Below are 17,624 nucleotides of genomic sequence, written 5' to 3'. Positions count from 1 at the left end.
ATGAAAATTGGATTGGTAAGACATTTTAAAGTTATACATGAACTCGATAGAAAATGGATGACGTCCAATCAGTTTAATGCTTGGGTGGAAGCTTACAATAACGCCGAAATTGAACAATCGGACCTGGACTATGGTTTTTCGGAGTGGAACGTATGTATATCCAGTGATTTATCCCGAGCCATTCAGACGGCAGAAACGATATATACAGGCCCTATCATCGCAACGAATCGGTTAAGAGAGATTGAGGTCCAATCGATTCATCCTTTGGGAAATCTAAAGCTTCATTACCATATGTGGTTGCTGATGGGGCGTTTGGCTTGGTATTTGTCTCACGGCTCACAAGCGGAGCGGAGAAGCGAGACACTGGAGCGAGCTGGGCATATCATCGATTGGATCGAAGAACGTTACCATAATCGCAACGTATTAGTGGTTAGTCATGGTGCATTCATGAAAGTGCTGACTCAGGAATTGTCCAAAAGAGGTTACCGAGGAAAGGGATTTGTACAACCCAGGAATGGTGCCATGTATATTTTTGAAAAATAAGCGGGTAAATCAAAGAGAGCCTTGGGTTCTCTTTTTCTGTTGAAGTGTACTGCAGCCCATCCAGGTTGAATTATGATGCCGGATACGGTACCATCATTGCACTAGTAAATGTTGTAATCGGCCAGTAAAGGAGTCGTATCTGCAATGACCAAGGTACTTGTAGTGGATGATGAGATTAGTATCTCAAGCGCAGTCGCTTATGCGCTGCGAAGAGAAGGACATACGGTGGAGACGGCAGGGGATGGGCAGGAAGCGCTGGAGCGTGTGGAATCGTTTGATCCTGACGTGATGGTGCTCGATGTTATGATGCCGAAGCTTAGCGGGTACGATGTTTGTCGCAAGCTCGAGGATCGGCAGCGTCCTGCCATTCTGCTCTTGACGGTGAAGGACGATATTGTGGATAAAGTGCTCGGGCTGGAGCTTGGTGCGGATGATTATATGACAAAGCCCTTTGACATGCGGGAGATCATCGCCAGGGTAAAGGCATTGTCCCGAAGAAGCCGCACCCCTGAGACAGTTGGGCAGCAAGCCCCGGAACAGCATGTCATCCGAATATCCGGGCTTACCATTAACCTGTTGAATCGCACCATTCATGCTGAAGGCAAACCTCTTGAGCTCACACCGAAGGAGTTTGACCTTATGGCTCTCCTGGCTCGGAATCCGGAACGGGTATATTCGCGCGAGGCCTTGCTTGAACAGGTATGGGATATGGATTTTGCCGGCGGCACGCGTACGGTGGATATTCACGTCCAGAGATTGCGCAAGAAGCTGGGAAACCAGCACGAAGTGATCCAAACCGTTTATGGCATTGGGTATAAAAGCACGGAGATTCCATCATGAGCAAAAGAAAGGTCCGTTTCGGCTTAAAGTGGAAAGTCGCACTTCTTCTCGCCTTGCTGTTGATCGCCGTTGTTGTTGTTCTTAGCACATTGGTTCTTGCTGGGATACGGGAGGATCAGCGGGTGCGCCTGGAGCAATCCTTCGCCCATGAAGCCGAAGCGGCCAATCTCAGGGTTCATCAGGAATTTTTGACGAATCCTCAAACCCAGCCGGATGATTTTATGGAAAATGTCGGTCAACGGCTAGCGGTTGATCTTGGAACCCAGAGCGGCATGCCGGTGACCCTGTATAAGCTGGATGGTACATTCACAGGGACTTCCCTTCCGTTTCAGCCGAAAATGGATGTACAAGACGCACTTGCACACACAGCGCAAGGGCGTTCCGCCTACATTACCGAGGGGGACCAGCTGCTTTATCTCGCTCCGCTTCGGAATATGGATAAACCGATCGGAACGATTCAATTCCACGCATCGCTAGCTGAGCAGCATGCTTTCTATGATCGGATCCAGAACCTGTTTATCGTGACGGGTCTTGCCGTATTGGCCGCGGGCTTCTTAATCGGTTTTCTATACGTCTGGCGGCAGGTTCATGTCATCAGCAGATTGAACCAGGCTGCGCAGAAGATTGGCGAAGGAGTCTATCTTAGCGAGCCGACGGTTAAGCGAAATGATGAGCTCGGTGAGCTGGCGCAAGGCATATATGAGATGAGCGGGCGAATTTCCTCCTCGGTGAGCCAGCTCACGGAGGAGAAGCTGAAGCTGCTGGATGCCATCGAACGGCTGCAGGAGCTGGAACAGCAGCAGAAGCAGTTTATCGGGAATATCAGCCATGAATTGAAAACGCCGCTGACTTCCATACTGGCCTATGCGGATTTGCTTGAAATGTATCGCGATGATCCAGCCCTGCTTGAGGAAGCCAGGGGACAGATCAGCAAGGAAGCACAGCGTCTATATCGATTGGTGGAGAAGGCGCTTCAGTTATCGTCCATGGATATTTACGAATTCGAAACCCATGCGGAGCACGTAGAGCTTCTGCCGATTCTGCAAGAGGCGGCAGCCCGACTGGAAGCTAAGGCAGAGCAAACTAACATTGCGATTCAGCCCTCCCTAACGGATGGTAAGGTATGGGCCGATCCGGAGAATCTGATGCACATGGTTCTGAATCTGTTGGATAACGGAATTAAATACAATCGGCCCGGAGGAACTGTCACGCTCTCGAACGAAGTGAAGCAGGATGAGCATGGCCATGATCGGATGATCATCAAGGTAAGTGATACCGGAATCGGAATCCCGGATGATGCAAGGGAACGGATCTTCGATCCGTTTTATACGGTGAGCAGCGACCGCTCCAGGGTTCACGGAGGGACAGGGCTGGGGCTAGCCCTGGTACGCAATCTGGCTGAGAAGCAGAATGGGTCCGTTCAGCTTGTGGAATCCGGTCCCAGTGGTTCTACGTTTGTGATTGTCTTGCCGATGAATCGGCCACAATCGTCAGAGGTTATTTCGACAGAAGAAAGTTCAGACTTTGAATAGGTCGGGGCTTTTTTTTAAAGGGTATATCTTTGTTTACAAGTTCGTTACAAGCTCGATATCGTATCGAAATATTCGCATTCTATACTGAGTTCAACAGGGAAAGAGGCGGCATGTTATGACACATTAGTTGCAGCTGCCGAAGCTCCTTGGGGGATATGCATAGGAGGAAACCTGTTATGAAACATAGATTTGGGAAGCATGGGGTCAAGTTGCTGTCTGTCATTGCTGTGGCTGCAGCCCTTGCGGCCTGCCAGTCCCAGGATCGGTTGACGATCGTGGAACCGGGGAACAGTCAATCCAGCCAGCCGCCTGTATCGAATGCCGGAGGTAAAGCACCGGGAGAGCGAAAGCTCACGGTCGTTGACGGGGCAAGCGGGAAGGCCGGTCGGGAAGTGATCGTGAATCAGACGCACCGGATTGCCTCGTCCAACATAGAGACGTGGATATCGGAGAACGAGGTCAGGGTCACTACCACCAAAATGGTCAAGGAAGCAACTGCAACGGAAGAACCGAAATATGCGTACGCCACCGAAGAGGTGAACGTAAGCACAGGCGAGCGGCGTGAGCTCACGAATGATGAAGCGGCGCATCCAGGCCAACATCTAGTCAAGGAAGAGGTCTCGCCGGACGGTAAACATAGCTTCATACAGAAATGGAGGGATAAGTACACGGCAGACAATTTTATGAAGGATCTAAGTACCGGCAAGAGCATACCGGTAAAGGGTGACAACTACATGGAGATTGGCGGTTGGCTCGATGCGGACACCTATGTTCTTGCGGCAGGCTCCATGAGCGGCAAGGGGGAGATTCGTCTCATTTCCACGAACGGTACTTACACCATCACCGCCATTGAGGATGAGGACGTTGAAATTTACAACCAATTCGGAGCGAGTAAAGGCCGGATTTATTATACCGATGTGAACCAGGTGCTTAAGGTGGTTGAACCGGGGCAGTCGAAGCCGGTACATCTCATTGAAAATGTATGGAGCTTTACCATCTCGCCGGATGGAGAGTACATTGCCGTCTCCACAGCAACCAACGCAGAAGGGAACTCAAGCAGCAATTTACTGATCTATGACGCAGCCGGCAGCTTGCAAGGATCACTTATCGGAAAAGGCAATCTGATTTCTTACCCGTCCTGGTCGCCGGATTCTGCCAGATTAGCCTTCGATGTGTATTCGGAGAATGAAAGCGGGATGAACGGCGTGTATGTGTTTGATACGGCTTCCGGGAAAGTAAGCTGGATGGCGCCCTATTATTCAGCGGTGCATCCTGCGGCCCATCCGGTCTATCCTCTGACTTGGAGTCCAACTGGAAAAAGATTGGGAATTACGATTGATGATAAAGAAGCTTTAATTGCGACGCATGTCATTGATTTTAAATAAAGATATCATGCTTCATACTATTACTCATCGACTTGGAAAGTTGGTGAGACAACGAGAGGAATGGATGAAATGAAACAGTTAAAAAAATCAATCGCGGCGGTTGCCGTGCTGGGAATGACGTTAACGGGAGCTGCAGGCGTCTATGCGGGAGCAAATCTGGAGAAAATCTCGGCTTACCTGAATCACAGCATCGGTATCAAAGTGGACGGTACCGTATATAACACGGGCAAAAAATTGACACCGATCACATATCAAAACACAACGTACTTGCCGGTTCGCGCGATTGCTGATGTACTGAATGTACCCGTGCAATACGATGCGAAGAATCATCAGGTGCTGATCGGAAGTAATCCTGGAAACGGTCAGACGATCGAGTTAACTACAGTGAAATATAACGATGCTCAATTAAAAGAAATCAAAAATGCATTCTCTAAATTTGATGGTTTCGAAGCACCGTATGCTCCAAGTCAGATGGTAAAAGGCGATGTGTATCAAAAGACGGGTGCTTCGGGAGATGGCGTCAACATGGTCTTCAAACATATGACGGTATACATTTCCCCAAGAGACTACGCTCACGGATATGACAGCAAACCGGTTACATTGTCCAATGGGGTTAAAGCGAAATGGTATACACCGGATGATACGGACATGCTGGGATTTCAGATCAATGACCGCTTCGTGACGATCAGCTCTCCGGATCATTCCTTAAGCAAAGCACAGCTGGAGAAGGTTGCCGTAAGTGTTGCCCTTTTGAAATAAATATAGAGACAAAAGATCATAGAGATATGGTTTAGATATGAAAAAGGTGAATAGAGGTTCTTACGAGGAAGCTTGCAGGGGGAAGGAATACCTGCAAGCTTTTTTCATTACAAAAGGCTATTCGAGAAAAGATATTTCCTGGGCAATCTAATCTGGCAATCGATGGGATCTTGTGAAATGAATGGAGAGTTCCTGAGCTGTAAATATATGGGTATAGAGGCTGATAATGTGTATCGAAATTCGTAAATAAAATAGACTCATTTCGTGAATAGTGTTGCTTCAGTGGCAGAATAGTTTTTGTTTACATTGATTTTATAGCAAGTTTACGCATAATAGAAACTAAGGGAGATGATTCCACTTTGATTGAAAAGAATATTAGCACTACAGTTGCAGGAGATTTAATTGTTACTCGTCTGATAGGGAAGATAAACACTGATGACGTTATTGAATGGTTTAATGGTTTTGAAAAGTCATGTCAGCAGTTTATTGGTGAGGGTCTGAAATACAAATTATTGGTAGATAGAAAAGGATATACCCCAAACCACTTCTCCGTTCAAAAAGCATGGAAAGATAAGTTCTTCAATGAAACCATTCTGAATCACAGCAAGGCAATTGCGTTTCTTCTTGAAGAAGGGGAGATCATGAATTACTTACAGCAATCCAACACAAAAGAATCCGTTAAATTTTTTGATAATTATGAACAAGCATTCAATTGGTTAAACAACTATCCAAGCTAAGAACTTTACTGAACCAGTTGCTCTCAACAACTGGTTTTCTTATGCCCGCAGCTTTACTGTTGTTGTGAAATTGGCTTACTTGCAAGCTTCTTGTTTGCAACAATATTAATGAAAAGAGCTAAAAAAAGAAGCAGCATGATCGCTACTCCTTCCCAAATCTATTAATTACGCTGCAATAATAGGTATCCGCTAATGTTGGATGTTCTTTGGCGGAATACGATTTTGAAACCTACATCATGATCCAGTAAGCAGGCTAAGGCGGTTCTTAACAGTGTATTCGGCGTCAAATCAGCTCGGCAGGGAGAAGCATCGCCAATGACACGGGCAGCAACGATTCTACGCGCGGAGCCCGTAACAAGAGGGTTTCTTGACCAGCTGATTAATACTAAATCTGGTTGAGGAACAGCACGGACACGACCCATTCGATTCACCTCTTTTATTATAGTAGAGTCAGTATATTAAATGATAAGCTGATGAGAAGTGTGCAAAGCAAAAGGCGGAGTTTTACAAAATCATGGTTGCTACCCAACTGATGAAAGGAGATATGTAATGTGAATCCTATGAAAATGAAGGGCTTCTCCTATCGTTGTCAGACTATCGTTGGTTATTCGTTTGAAGATGACAAAGCTCAGGTTGAGATTGACTACGAGGGGATTCTCGCTTAGGATCTGCCCAACGGTATGAAGACAGGCGATAGATTCAAATGAAGGGAAAATCCGTATTTGCGTTTAGAGATGAAAAGGTAGCAGTGATAGAGGATTATAGTTGAATAGGCTGGATGTATTTTGGAAGAGTTTATCTAAAGTCATTTAATCCCGGAAATATGGTTTCTCCATATGGTATTATTTGGTTTAGTGTATGCTCGCTAGGGAGGACAGTGATATGGACATAGAATTAATGCCGGTCAATCGGAAGAACTGGGAAGAAGCATTGGCATTGCAGGTTTTGGACCAACAGCAGGGGTTTGTGCCAGCGGTAGCTGTATCTCTTGCCAAGATCTACATCAAACCGGATGGTGATGAAGTCGAATACATTCCCTTTGCGATATATGACGGGAACCGAATGGTTGGATTTATTATGCATGCTTATGAAGTGAATACAGCCGATGGTTATTGGATTAACGGCTTTTTAATAGATGCAAGTGAACAGGGCAAAGGATATGGCAGAGCAGCTTTACTCCAGATGATTACATGGATCCAAGGCCAATTTCCGCAATGTAAAGAAATACGCCTGACCGTACATAAGGATAACCAGATAGCGAAAACTTTGTACAGCAATCTAGGTTTTGTGGAAACGGGAATCTGGTTTGGCGATGAGGAAGTTATGAAGCTGAATGTTCAATTAAACCTACAAGTAAAGAGAAAGGGGAGTGACCAATTGTCACAGATTAACATCAATCAAAGCAGTCCTGAAGAAGCGCATTCGGTACGGACGAACCTGATCAAATTTAATGCACAGCATATCGCAGAAGATTTACAGCAGAATTATGAGGAGATCAACTTACATATAAAAGATGAGAATGGTGATATCGTAGGCGGGATCAATAGCGTGTTTTGCTGGAATTGGATTGAGGTCGATATTCTGTGGGTGGATGACCGATTCCGGGGGCGGGGTTACGGCTCAAGATTACTACAGGAGATCGAAAGGATTGCAAAAGAAAAGCAATGTACCTTCATCAAGCTTAATACCTTCAGCTTTCAAGCGCCGGAATTCTACCGAAAACATGGATTTCAAGAGATTGCACGTATCGACGATGCCCCGAGGGGTCATCAGCATTATTACTTACTGAAAAGATTGGTCATGGAAAGTTAAGTCTTAGTCGAGGAAGGGAGCTATAGATAATGGGAGAGGCGCAGCAGCATATCCATCCGGTATATTCATTAGTTAAAGCAGAGCCTATCCTATATTCCAGGTATTTTGCAACATATCGGAAGAATGTTTGGTTCAGACCGAGTTGGAAGCATGTGCAGCAGATGATGGCGGATGCGGACGACTGCTACTGGATCATGTCTGGCGGTATAAGAATAGCAGGAATATCAATATCGGAGAATACGCTGGGATCCCTGTTTGCTATTCCTCCCTTTGGTTTTTCGCAACCGATTGCAGCTTATTTGAAGAAATATATCTTGGAGAATATAACTGGAATCACTAGAATACATGCGTACAACGTTCTACCTGAACATATGGCAGCATTCGCGGCAGAAGGCTTTAAACCCGAGCAAGCAAGAAAATGCATGATTCGACCCACAGTGGATACACACAGCCCATTCCTTGTCGATCAATTTAGGTGTGAACAACCAGAACCAGGTGAATTGGTGCAAATAACCCGACTGATGATGGATGCCTATCATAATAGTATCGATGACCGTGATGGTGAGGCTTTTACCCAGGATATACTTTATTATTTTGAGAATAATTCAATTGATATTCTATTAGATGCTTCTTCAACTATAGTCGATCAACAATCCAATGAAATCGTGGGTGTATGTTTCGTATCCCTTTGGGAGGACCTACCGTTAATTTATGAAATTGCTGTTGCTCATGCCTATAGGGGGAAGGGATTGGCCGAGTATATGTTACGAAAAGCCGAACGCAAATTAGACCGCTATTATGACGTCCTACGATTGTTTGTAACTACGGGGAATAGAGCTGAGCTTTTATATACGAAGCTGGGGTTCTTACCAGGAGATGAACTGACGAGCATGATCTATACCAACGAATAAAACCAACAACCATCGAAGGAGCTTAACATGATTAGACTGCAACCAGTTGATAAGGATAATTGGACCGAATGCATTAAACTGAAAGCCAGGCCGGAGCAAGAAGGATTTATTGCCTCCAATCTGTATTCGATTGCCCAGTTTCAATTTCTTGAACATTTTGAAGCGATGGCCATTTATGATGAGCAGACGATGGTCGGATTCGCGTTGTATGGCTTGGACTCCGATGACGGGAACTACTGGATTTACCGTTTGATGATCGACGGGAATTTTCAAGGGAAAGGTTACGGTAAAGCGGCTTTGCGATACATAGTTGAAGAAATCCGTAACAAACCTGACCGGACGGATGTCCTTATGATAAGTTTTGATCCGAAGAACGAACGGGCCAGGCAGCTTTACGTCAAAGCGGGTTTTGAGGAAATCGGCGTCATGCCGTGGTCGGAGGGTGAATCGGTAGCGAAGCTTATGCTGTAAACCCTTGGCCTATACGTATGTGGAGAGGATTATGCTGATATGAAAATCATAGTGACTGGCGGCGCCATCATCCGGGATCATCAAGGGCGAATATTGCTCCAGCGACGCTCAGACTATGGCAACTGGGGGCTTCCCGGTGGCGGTATGGAGGCCGGCGAATCCGTGGAAGAGACGATGAGACGGGAAGTGCTCGAAGAAACGGGGCTGGTCGTCCGCGATAGTGAACTTCATGCGGTCTATAGCGGACCCAGAATGCAGTATCGATATCCGGACGGAAATGAAGTCGTGTTTGTGATGTTTATTTTTAACGCCATGGTGGATTTGGAAGGGGAGACAGAGGAACAAGGCAGGGTACTTATTCATCACGATGTGAACAACGAGTCGTTGCAGTTGGAATTCAAGGCATTGCATGAGATTGAATTAGAGGATATTAGCTCCGTTCAAAGACCGGTATTTGAGGATCTGCAAAGCGGGTTGGAGGGCACTCTAAGAACTTGATATGTCTTGTGCCACGATAAAAGGGAGTGCCTACTGCTTGTAACAGTTGTGCACTCCCTTTGTCAGTCTAACTAGAAATTGGTTTCATTCCCTAATAATTTGGTGAAGTCCTGGAATGTATCAGCGTAATAATACATAACTTCAATGTTATTATTGTCATCGGTGGCTTTTTGGCCCTTACTTCGGATAATGGGAATGAACTCCGCATAGGATGCGCCATTCATGGCTATTCGAACAGGCTGCTTAGGGTTGCTCAATTGTTCGTAAGTATAAAAGGATGGCTCCCCGTTCACGTTGATTTGCAAGTCGATTTTCTCTGAAGCCTTCACGGCCAAATAGAATTCCGGTATGGAATCGGGATTCACCAAAGCAAAGTCAGAAACCGGACTTTCTCCGTGCCCTGATGGGGAACCCGCATAGATAAAGTTTCTTGTGCCATTCGGGATGAGATCATCTGCTGATGGTTCCTGGACATAGTCGTTGCCATCATAATAGTCGTAAATACGATGCAGGACGACTGCGGTTTCGGCTAATGTTACCTTTTGGTTCGGGCGAAAATACCCTTTCGCGTCGGGTTTCATGATGCCCGCCTCGGCAAAGCCGAGCAGTGCATAAGCTTTGACGTAATCCAGATCGGAGGCTAAGGAAGGCCCCCATTTTTTGTCTTGCATCAATCCGATTTCGGGTGCCAACGGCTGATAGGCATACTTCCATTTTTCATATTGGCTGTAGGAATTGAAATACCTTTTGGGAAGATCTTTGATATCCCGCAGTCTCGCAATATACTCACCGTCCGATAACTCCAGGGAATATCCAATATCATCGAACAGCGCATTCAGCGTAATTAACAAGTCCCAGCGTGTTAGCACTTTCTCCGGTATAAACTTGAAGGTTTCGTCATGATAATTGATTTTGTCGGCGGCCGCAATTAATCCGCTCGGCGCCGACGGTATGCTGCCGTAAACATCCTTGAATATCTGGTAAGATGAATGCTCACTAGGTACGCCGGGTATTTTGATGTTCTTATCGCTTTCGACCCGTAAATCGGTAAACAACCGATGAACCATGAGGGTAAGATCAGATTTGGTCACCATCTTGCCTAAGGTATTTGTTCGATTCTCCATGTTCTTAAAGACCCCATGGGATCTCAGGAAATCAACGGATTCATTGGCCCAGGCATATTTGGATGGACTGGATTCCGCCGCGCTTGCCATGGTTGTCATGCACAACGATAGAATAAGAGTTAAAGATAATAATCGACTCCACCTTCTTAGAAACATTTGAATCCCCCTGTATTTAGTTATGTATTGGATTTATATCCCATCATTGTAGACGACAAATTATGACAAAAGCAATTGTTTTTTCTGAATGCTATCGGGGACTTTGAAAGATAAAGGTATGATTTTGATGGAATTTTTTTGAATGTAACCGTTGACATTACGGAACAAAATGGTAATATTTTAATTCATTAGATATACCGGTTGATTTCAGTACCTATCGGCTTGTACCAGATCATATTACAACAGGTTTCTGCTATCTTGGATGGTGAATGCAATGCAGCCTATCACGGAGGAGGAAACATATGGGAATCGCTTGGTATGACATGGTCGCACGCAGGAATGGCGGCTACAAAGGAAGAGCGGTGTGTACCGTAGTCGGGAGATCGGCGGAAGAGGTGTTTGAGGAGCGGTTAGTGGAGATGCTGCCGCAGTTTCATTCGGTGCTGGATGCAGGCTGCGGGCATGGCGAGTTCACGCTCCGGATGTCCAGGCATGCTGAGAACATCATTGGATTTGACAACTCCGCGGAGATGATCCGAATCTCCCAATCCTTACTCGAGAGCAGCGGAACCCGGAATGTGGAATTTGTGTATGCCACAACGAAGACCGAGATGCCCTTTCAAGATGGTCAGTTTGACCTCATCTATGACCGCAGGGGGCCCACCTCGATCCTGGAACATCCCAGGATATTAGCTTCAGGTGGCACCATCATCGGGATCCATACGGATGTGACTGACGTTCGAAGGCGATTGTCGGAGAATGGCTACATGAATGTCGAGATTGAGGAGTATAATGAAGCGATTACTTACTTCCCGAATGCCCACGAATTTGCATTAAATCTGTCGGATACGCCAGGGAATCCTGATTTCACCTTGCCGGAGATGAAGGGAGAGCTGGACGCCAAGATACGAGAGAATCAGATCGACGGACAGCTTGGGGTTCGTGAACATAAATACATCTGGAAAGCGATGAAGGCGTGACATCAAATCGTTTATCATACCCAAAAAGGAGTGTTGCGATATGGATCATGAGTTCAACCGGAAGTGGCTGGAGGAAAAATTTGAAAACATCCGCAGCCGTACCTTAAAAGTGCTGGTGCAGTTAAACGATGAGCAAGTCAATTGGAGGCCAAACCATTCCAGTCTGAGCATATCGACGTTGATCAGGCACATCGAAGGCAACATTCAAGAGCGGGTCATGAAGGGGATTCTGCATCAAGATGTTACACGGAACCGGGAGGAAGAGTTGACGCAGGTTTTTGTCAGCCGGGATGATCTGATTCAGATCGTGAAGAATCGGTTTCAGTTCTTGATCGATACGGTTAAATCCATGCCTGGCGAGGACTTTGAACAGGTTCAATCGGTACGCGGTAAAGACCGCAGCAACCTCGACATACTGCATCAATGCGCCACGCATTACTCGGAGCATATGGGTCAGATTTTTTACATCGCGAAGCAGTGTTTGGCGGTTCAATATAAATCCACATCGATCTAATAAAGTAAGTCCCCCTTAGATGGCACTTTCAGCGATCAAGGGGGACTTTATATATTACGGTTGACCTGGAGAAGGGACTTGGTGAGTTTCTTTTTTCTGCATAATGCTTGTCAGCGGCTCGGGCTCCTGATATGTGATCGATTCGTTGACTCCGACATCCAGCTGCCCGTTATTGAACTGGACACCTATAAGATGCGTGCCGGATGGCGATGAAATACCCAGTGCGCGTCCGCTGGTGGAGGTTCCGTTCAGGCCCTGATTGTTGCCCGGCGTGAAGACGGCCAGCAGTTGAGAAGGAGAGAGCTCATCTCCGGAGGCGACGTTATAGTTGGCAAGGAACTGCTCCATACTCAGGTCATAACAGCAGGGTTGCTTCTTGATCCAGATCACCTTGGTTTCATTCGGGCGGATGATGGTATCGGTGCTGTAGCGATCCTTCGTAATGGTCCAGCGATTGGACTTGGATTTGTCGAATGGGAGGGCAGGATCGTAATAGTAGTAGATTTGATATCCTTCCAGATCAATCTCCCGGTCATTCGGGTTGTAGATCTCCACATAATTGTAATTCCCTTGCTCGTTCGAGTTAGCGACGACCTCGGTGATGCGCAGAGCCGTAGTCAAGGGCAGCTTGGGCACGGTTTCTTCAGTGGTTTTGTTTGCCTTTTGCAGCGTGCCTTCCATCATGACGGGATAATGATCGCTCGGATATTGGCCGTCTTCATGGTAATTGATAATCGCGCTGTGCAGAACATTCCAGCCTTGGCCGTGCAGAATCCAGTCGATCCGGTTTCCGCTGCCGCCGCCCGTAGGGTCCTTGTAATTATGGAAGGTTCCCAGGTCATCGTTGGTTCGCTTCTTGGCGGTGACATGTGCATCCGACAGCCCGTTGCTTGTGAAAATCGAATACGTTTCGCTTCCCGGAACAGTATTGAAATCGCCGGTCACAACTATGGGGATATCCGAGGCAAAGGCCTTCATCTTATCAACGATGAGTGCTGCGCTCTTCTGCCGGGAAACCTCGGATTGGTGATCCAGATGCGTGTTGACCATATAAAAGGTTTTGCCATTCTGAAGATCCTGAAATCGAACCCAGGTTGCCATGCGTGGAATCTGGTTCCCCCAGCTGGCGGAGCTGATCGTCTGCGGCGTATCGGACAGCCAGAAGTGAGACTGCTCCAAGGGCTTCAGCCGCTCCGTATTATAAAAAATCGCCATGTACTCCCCTAAGTTCCCGCCTTCACGTCCGACTCCAATCCGATCATATCCTGGCAGATCGTTCTCCAGATCAACAATTTGCCGATGAAGTCCTTCCTGCGTCCCGATGACGTCCGGTTTATGCTCCAGAATCAGGTTCTTCGTAACAGGGCGGCGGTTCTCCCAAGGTTGACTGTCATTGGCCGCATAACGCAGGTTGAAGCTCATCACGCGCAAAGGCCCCGACGATGCTTCAGCCGCGCTTGCCAGTTCGCCGGAAGCGGATAACGGCGCCGTCGTCAGAAATGTAAGCATCATGAACAGGCTGGTGATTTTGGGGATTCTCATTAAAATTCCTCCTTCGTCATGTGCAAGATGATGTTCCTTCTAAAGTGGATGTTAATTGTTAACCTGTCCTCCCTTCCTGATTTGCCCATATCATATCTTATTTTTAGCTGGTTGCGTATTTACAATTTTTTAGGTTTTTGCTTTCGTTATGGATATTCGTGGAGGAAATGGATGAGCGTATCAGGAATATACCCATAGCCGGACAAAAAAAGAAACTCAACCAGAGGTTGAATTCCGGATAGCGATACTCTACATCCGCGTTATGTTTTTTCGTTACAGTGTTGTTTATAGTAGAGGTATCTCATGGAAAAGTGGTGGTCTTGACTTATGATTCAGGCGAATAACGTGATTAACGGAAATATCGGCAGGCTGCGAAAACAGCTCGGCATCACACAAGAGCAATTGGCTAACAGATTGGGTGTCAGCTATCAGGCCGTGAGTAAATGGGAGAATGGGCAATCCTGCCCGGATATTTTACTAATTCCGATGCTCGCTGATGTATTCGGGGTCACAATTGATGAGATTTTTGGCAGGACTATCCATAACATCGATTTACGGAAAGGCCTCGTACTGGAGTATTTGTTCGATGGTGATGTACGAGACAGCAGCGGAGAGGGACGACATGGACGGCTTGAAGGCGGAAAATACGGCATCGACCGCTTTGGACGGAAGGGCGGGGCTTTAGCGTTGGATGGCAGAAATCATTATGTCCGGATCGACCAACCGCCTATTCTTTCTAATGATGCCTTTTCAATATCCGTATGGTGTTATTATGATACGCACAAGATCCTCCGAGGATGGCATAGCGCAATAGTTTCGCAAGATGGCCACAACCAGAACCGGACGTTTCAGCTTAGCACAAAGGATGAGTATATTACGCTCCATGGTTTCCTGAGAGAACCGGATCTATCGATGAACGCCAAGATCGTGAAGGAACACTGGTATCATGTGACCATGACTTACGAGGAATCCCGTTACCGAATGTACGTGAATGGTCGTCCCGTTGCCGAGCGTTCAGGCAGTTTTACACCACACAATGAAGAACGGATGTATATAGGCAGAAAATCAACCGATGAACCGTACTTCTTTTTCCAGGGACGTATCGACGATCTGCGGATCTATAATCGTGCCCTTGAGAATCGCGAGATTGAAGCTCTCTATCTTGAAGGTGGTTATAAGCCGGCTCCAATGCCACAGGTGGAATCTGTGGAGGAACCCATTCCGGTTCTGGAGGGATTGGACGACATCCGGATGATCTTTACGAAAGATACAATTGAGGCAGCGGCTGAATGGTACACCCGAAATTTAGGGTTTAACATATTGATGCAGGAAGAGAGCTTCTATATGTTGACGCTGTACAATAGCCCCAATCTATTATTGGAATGCGTGAATGCTGGGGAACCGAAGTCTGGACAAGAGGCATCGTTTATATTCAAAACCAATCGGGACATTGTAGAACTGAGTTCCTATTTATCTGCGGCTGGCGCGAGAGTTGAGCAGATTCGGGACGAAGGCTTCGCATGGTTTCTGGATTTTTCGGATCCTTTTGGACAAGCCTGGATCATTATGCGCGAGAAGGGTAGTCATCCGTTTTGAAGTTTCAACGACATGGTTGGATTGCGCGTAATGTGCGTTAACGGTAGAATAATGTTAATCAGCAAATATTTCATCCAAGAACCCTCCTCGTGGTTAACACCAAAGGTGGGTTCTGTTTGTTTATGATCAGTGTGCAAAGGAATGAGGATATGACGGAAAATGGAATTGTACTTGTGGTCAGCGTTACCCTTGTTCAAGGGGATCAAGTGCTCATCATCCAGGAAAATAAACCTTCGGTGCGGGATACCTGGAACTTCCCTGGCGGGCGCATCGAGCCTGGGGAAGCTGTGCTTGAGGCGGCTATAAGAGAAGTGAAGGAAGAGACGGGATATGATGTCCAATTGACAGGCACTACAGGGGTTTATCAATTCCTCAGCAGTTTGAATAACCATGTCATCATGTTTCATTTTACCGGGGAAGTGGTGGGAGGCTCGCTTCAATTGGGAGCTGGCGAGATTAAGGATAGCCGGTGGGTTATGCTGCCTGATATCTTGGCAGATGACAGCATGAATTTCCGGGATGTCGAAGTCATGAGACAGATCGTTGAGAATCTCAAGAATGGCGTGCAGCACTCGCTTGCATTGTTTCATCCGTCTTTGCTTCTAACTTCTGGGTCATCGCATATTCATAATTCTTAGCGGATTATTTCGTATTATTTTTTTGAATAAAGGAGCGAAAGAGGGATGATCCAACTTAAAAAAATCGCTTTTGGCGGATTCGTTGTCATCGGTATGTTCATATTACTGTACCTGATGACAGAAACTCATGATGAAATTCAAAGAGCGTATCAAGATTTATCTCCCCAGCAATTCTCGTTATTAAAGATGAGCTTATACGGATTTCTGTTCGGAGTTTTAATAGAGTGGAGAGCACTGGGTTGTTTAATTAAGGGGCAAGTTCGATTAAGCTGGCTGTTATTACCAGCTGCTATACTTACGGTCATCATCTTCATTCCTAGTATTTATTGGCTCGAGTGGTTTGGACTTGGAAGGCTGTTTGTTATAGAGATATTCGGGAAACCGGAAATTCACATGCTGCTTTCCGTGTTCTCCGGTGTATTGTTTATACGATCTATCTGCAACAACAAACATAGGTCTAACCCATAGATGGGGACTAGTAATAGGATGAGAAGCATGATGGTTCTTTACTGCTGTGGAACACCGTTCATATGTTTTCGTATGTGAAGGATACGATTGATGTATCGAGGAGGTAAGGAAGTGGTCAGCATCCGTTTTCCCCTGGGTTCCTTTGAGCCAAAGGTGGAGCCGACATTGGAGGAGAGACAGAGGTTTATACAACAGATACCTTCAATCGTACCGACGCTCCGGCAAATCATAATGAAATGTCCCCTTTCCCATCTGCATATGCCTTATCGTGAAGAGGGGTGGAGTATTCAGCAAATTGTGCACCATCTGGCTGATAACGATATGAACGCATATTTGCGATTTAAACGTGCATTGACCGAGGAGGAGCCGGTGGCAAACTCATACCGGGAGGATTTATGGGCTGAACTGAGTGATTACACGGAGGTTCCCATTGAGAACTCGCTTACGCTTTTGGAAACACTTCATTTTCGTTTTCTTATACTGCTGAAGGACTTACAGCCCGAGGATTTCAAAAGAACCATGAGAACTCAAGTGCTTGGCAGCATTACCCTGGATATCGCGCTGCAGCGATTTGTGTGGCACAACCAGCATCATATCGCGCAGATTACATCCATATTGAACCGTGAAAACGCGAAGTTACATAAGGAGTGAGCCCAATTGAGCTGGAGATCCAAGTATGCTTATGGAGGCATCGTGTTCAATCAGAATCAAGAGGTCCTCATGAGAAGTCCGAGCGACCATTGGGGCGGCTATGTTTGGACCTTCGCCAAAGGCGGTGCTGAATTAAGCGATAACTCCCCGGAAGAAACCGCAACCCGGGAAGTGTTAGAGGAGACAGGTTATAAATGCAGCATTATCGCGGCCATTCCGGGTGAATATGAATCGGATACATGCGTGACGAAATATTTTTTGATGAGTCCGGAAGGATGGAGTGCTCATTATGATGAGGAAACGCAGGAAATCAAATGGGTTAGCGTGGAGCAGGCCTTTGAAATGATAGAAATGACATCAACCCCAAAAGGTAAACAACGCGATAAGGATGCATTAATCAGTGCGATACATACGATGAGGGCATTAATAATAGAGAACAGATTCTAGTTATCCATTTTATTAGGAAT

19 protein-coding genes and 1 pseudogene are annotated in these 17,624 nt (G+C 46.4%); 18 read left to right on the top strand and 2 right to left on the bottom strand.

The annotated features are described in order from the left end of the window. From MHH48_RS24420 to MHH48_RS24370, 11 genes and pseudogenes are all read left to right on the top strand, one after another. Nucleotides 1-543, top strand: a complete 543-nt coding sequence (locus MHH48_RS24420) for a histidine phosphatase family protein (protein ID WP_076325211.1) — start codon at nucleotides 1-3, stop codon at nucleotides 541-543. Nucleotides 544-687: 144 nt separating this feature from the next. Continuing rightward, nucleotides 688-1,383: a response regulator transcription factor gene (locus MHH48_RS24415; RefSeq protein WP_076325210.1), complete on the top strand. Its 696-nt coding sequence runs from the start codon at nucleotides 688-690 to the stop codon at nucleotides 1,381-1,383. Beyond that, nucleotides 1,380-2,915, top strand: coding sequence for a HAMP domain-containing sensor histidine kinase (locus MHH48_RS24410; protein ID WP_076325209.1), 1,536 nt, complete (start codon nucleotides 1,380-1,382; stop codon nucleotides 2,913-2,915). The genes MHH48_RS24415 and MHH48_RS24410 overlap by 4 nt, the downstream gene beginning before the upstream one ends. A gap of 176 nt (nucleotides 2,916-3,091) precedes the next feature. Continuing rightward, the gene (locus MHH48_RS24405; RefSeq protein WP_076325208.1) at nucleotides 3,092-4,300 is read left to right on the top strand and encodes a hypothetical protein; all 1,209 of its coding nucleotides are present in this window, start codon (nucleotides 3,092-3,094) and stop codon (nucleotides 4,298-4,300) included. A gap of 69 nt (nucleotides 4,301-4,369) precedes the next feature. Beyond that, the gene (locus tag MHH48_RS24400) at nucleotides 4,370-5,059 is read left to right on the top strand and encodes a stalk domain-containing protein (RefSeq protein WP_076325207.1); all 690 of its coding nucleotides are present in this window, start codon (nucleotides 4,370-4,372) and stop codon (nucleotides 5,057-5,059) included. Nucleotides 5,060-5,349: 290 nt separating this feature from the next. Continuing rightward, nucleotides 5,350-5,796, top strand: coding sequence for an STAS/SEC14 domain-containing protein (locus tag MHH48_RS24395; protein ID WP_076325206.1), 447 nt, complete (start codon nucleotides 5,350-5,352; stop codon nucleotides 5,794-5,796). 882 nt (nucleotides 5,797-6,678) lie between these two features. Next, nucleotides 6,679-7,068 (top strand): annotated as a pseudogene (locus tag MHH48_RS24390) (GNAT family N-acetyltransferase); the annotation flags it as partial. Nucleotides 7,069-7,119: 51 nt separating this feature from the next. Continuing rightward, on the top strand, nucleotides 7,120-7,608 hold the full coding sequence (locus tag MHH48_RS24385) for a GNAT family N-acetyltransferase (protein WP_144023508.1): 489 nt from the start codon (nucleotides 7,120-7,122) through the stop codon (nucleotides 7,606-7,608). Between the two features lie 29 nt (nucleotides 7,609-7,637). Then, nucleotides 7,638-8,519, top strand: coding sequence for an N-acetyltransferase (locus MHH48_RS24380; protein WP_076325204.1), 882 nt, complete (start codon nucleotides 7,638-7,640; stop codon nucleotides 8,517-8,519). 27 nt (nucleotides 8,520-8,546) lie between these two features. After that, nucleotides 8,547-8,990: a GNAT family N-acetyltransferase gene (locus MHH48_RS24375; protein WP_076325203.1), complete on the top strand. Its 444-nt coding sequence runs from the start codon at nucleotides 8,547-8,549 to the stop codon at nucleotides 8,988-8,990. A 39-nt stretch (nucleotides 8,991-9,029) separates the two neighbouring features. Then, entirely contained in the window at nucleotides 9,030-9,488 is a 459-nt protein-coding gene (locus tag MHH48_RS24370) for an NUDIX domain-containing protein (RefSeq protein ID WP_076325202.1), read from the top strand. A gap of 71 nt (nucleotides 9,489-9,559) precedes the next feature. Here MHH48_RS24370 and MHH48_RS24365 read toward each other — a convergent pair whose 3' ends face one another. After that, on the bottom strand, nucleotides 9,560-10,768 hold the full coding sequence (locus MHH48_RS24365; RefSeq protein ID WP_076325201.1) for an S-layer homology domain-containing protein: 1,209 nt from the start codon (nucleotides 10,766-10,768) through the stop codon (nucleotides 9,560-9,562). A gap of 302 nt (nucleotides 10,769-11,070) precedes the next feature. On the opposite strand from MHH48_RS24365, the gene MHH48_RS24360 reads away from it, so the two are divergent. Continuing rightward, complete coding sequence (locus MHH48_RS24360; RefSeq protein WP_076325200.1) at nucleotides 11,071-11,748, top strand: class I SAM-dependent methyltransferase; 678 nt, start codon at nucleotides 11,071-11,073, stop codon at nucleotides 11,746-11,748. 40 nt (nucleotides 11,749-11,788) lie between these two features. Then, entirely contained in the window at nucleotides 11,789-12,262 is a 474-nt protein-coding gene (locus tag MHH48_RS24355; protein ID WP_076325199.1) for a DinB family protein, read from the top strand. 54 nt (nucleotides 12,263-12,316) lie between these two features. On the opposite strand, the gene MHH48_RS24350 is transcribed toward MHH48_RS24355, so the two are convergent. Then, the gene (locus MHH48_RS24350) at nucleotides 12,317-13,804 is read right to left on the bottom strand and encodes an endonuclease/exonuclease/phosphatase family protein (protein WP_076325198.1); all 1,488 of its coding nucleotides are present in this window, start codon (nucleotides 13,802-13,804) and stop codon (nucleotides 12,317-12,319) included. A 327-nt stretch (nucleotides 13,805-14,131) separates the two neighbouring features. On the opposite strand from MHH48_RS24350, the gene MHH48_RS24345 reads away from it, so the two are divergent. From MHH48_RS24345 to MHH48_RS24325, 5 genes are all read left to right on the top strand, one after another. Further along, nucleotides 14,132-15,400, top strand: coding sequence for a LamG-like jellyroll fold domain-containing protein (locus MHH48_RS24345; RefSeq protein WP_076325197.1), 1,269 nt, complete (start codon nucleotides 14,132-14,134; stop codon nucleotides 15,398-15,400). A 149-nt stretch (nucleotides 15,401-15,549) separates the two neighbouring features. Beyond that, complete coding sequence (locus MHH48_RS24340) at nucleotides 15,550-16,038, top strand: NUDIX hydrolase (protein ID WP_076325268.1); 489 nt, start codon at nucleotides 15,550-15,552, stop codon at nucleotides 16,036-16,038. A 45-nt stretch (nucleotides 16,039-16,083) separates the two neighbouring features. Beyond that, nucleotides 16,084-16,506 (top strand): hypothetical protein, encoded by a 423-nt coding sequence (locus MHH48_RS24335; RefSeq protein WP_076325196.1) that lies wholly within the window; start codon nucleotides 16,084-16,086, stop codon nucleotides 16,504-16,506. Nucleotides 16,507-16,617: 111 nt separating this feature from the next. Further along, nucleotides 16,618-17,157, top strand: coding sequence for a YfiT family bacillithiol transferase (locus MHH48_RS24330; RefSeq protein WP_256720754.1), 540 nt, complete (start codon nucleotides 16,618-16,620; stop codon nucleotides 17,155-17,157). A gap of 6 nt (nucleotides 17,158-17,163) precedes the next feature. Continuing rightward, on the top strand, nucleotides 17,164-17,604 hold the full coding sequence (locus tag MHH48_RS24325) for an NUDIX hydrolase (protein ID WP_076325194.1): 441 nt from the start codon (nucleotides 17,164-17,166) through the stop codon (nucleotides 17,602-17,604). Nucleotides 17,605-17,624: the final 20 nt, after the last annotated feature.

Origin of the sequence: Paenibacillus sp. FSL F4-0100 (genome assembly GCF_037993005.1) — a bacterium.
Taxonomy (GTDB): Bacteria; Bacillota; Bacilli; order Paenibacillales; family Paenibacillaceae; genus Paenibacillus_AQ.
Note: the sequence above shows the minus strand (reverse complement) of the source record. Positions and strands in the feature narration are given on the sequence as shown.

Coding starts and splice junctions, on each gene's coding strand:
- MHH48_RS24380 (WP_076325204.1), top strand. CDS start 7,638: ATGGGAGAGGCGCAGCAGCATATCCATCCGGTATATTCATTAGTTAAA.
- MHH48_RS24370 (WP_076325202.1), top strand. CDS start 9,030: ATGAAAATCATAGTGACTGGCGGCGCCATCATCCGGGATCATCAAGGG.
- MHH48_RS24355 (WP_076325199.1), top strand. CDS start 11,789: ATGGATCATGAGTTCAACCGGAAGTGGCTGGAGGAAAAATTTGAAAAC.
- MHH48_RS24345 (WP_076325197.1), top strand. CDS start 14,132: ATGATTCAGGCGAATAACGTGATTAACGGAAATATCGGCAGGCTGCGA.
- MHH48_RS24350 (WP_076325198.1), bottom strand. CDS start 13,804: ATGAGAATCCCCAAAATCACCAGCCTGTTCATGATGCTTACATTTCTG.
- MHH48_RS24415 (WP_076325210.1), top strand. CDS start 688: ATGACCAAGGTACTTGTAGTGGATGATGAGATTAGTATCTCAAGCGCA.
- MHH48_RS24340 (WP_076325268.1), top strand. CDS start 15,550: ATGACGGAAAATGGAATTGTACTTGTGGTCAGCGTTACCCTTGTTCAA.
- MHH48_RS24375 (WP_076325203.1), top strand. CDS start 8,547: ATGATTAGACTGCAACCAGTTGATAAGGATAATTGGACCGAATGCATT.
- MHH48_RS24410 (WP_076325209.1), top strand. CDS start 1,380: ATGAGCAAAAGAAAGGTCCGTTTCGGCTTAAAGTGGAAAGTCGCACTT.
- MHH48_RS24360 (WP_076325200.1), top strand. CDS start 11,071: ATGGGAATCGCTTGGTATGACATGGTCGCACGCAGGAATGGCGGCTAC.
- MHH48_RS24405 (WP_076325208.1), top strand. CDS start 3,092: ATGAAACATAGATTTGGGAAGCATGGGGTCAAGTTGCTGTCTGTCATT.
- MHH48_RS24365 (WP_076325201.1), bottom strand. CDS start 10,768: ATGTTTCTAAGAAGGTGGAGTCGATTATTATCTTTAACTCTTATTCTA.
- MHH48_RS24335 (WP_076325196.1), top strand. CDS start 16,084: ATGATCCAACTTAAAAAAATCGCTTTTGGCGGATTCGTTGTCATCGGT.
- MHH48_RS24400 (WP_076325207.1), top strand. CDS start 4,370: ATGAAACAGTTAAAAAAATCAATCGCGGCGGTTGCCGTGCTGGGAATG.
- MHH48_RS24420 (WP_076325211.1), top strand. CDS start 1: ATGAAAATTGGATTGGTAAGACATTTTAAAGTTATACATGAACTCGAT.
- MHH48_RS24385 (WP_144023508.1), top strand. CDS start 7,120: ATGAAGCTGAATGTTCAATTAAACCTACAAGTAAAGAGAAAGGGGAGT.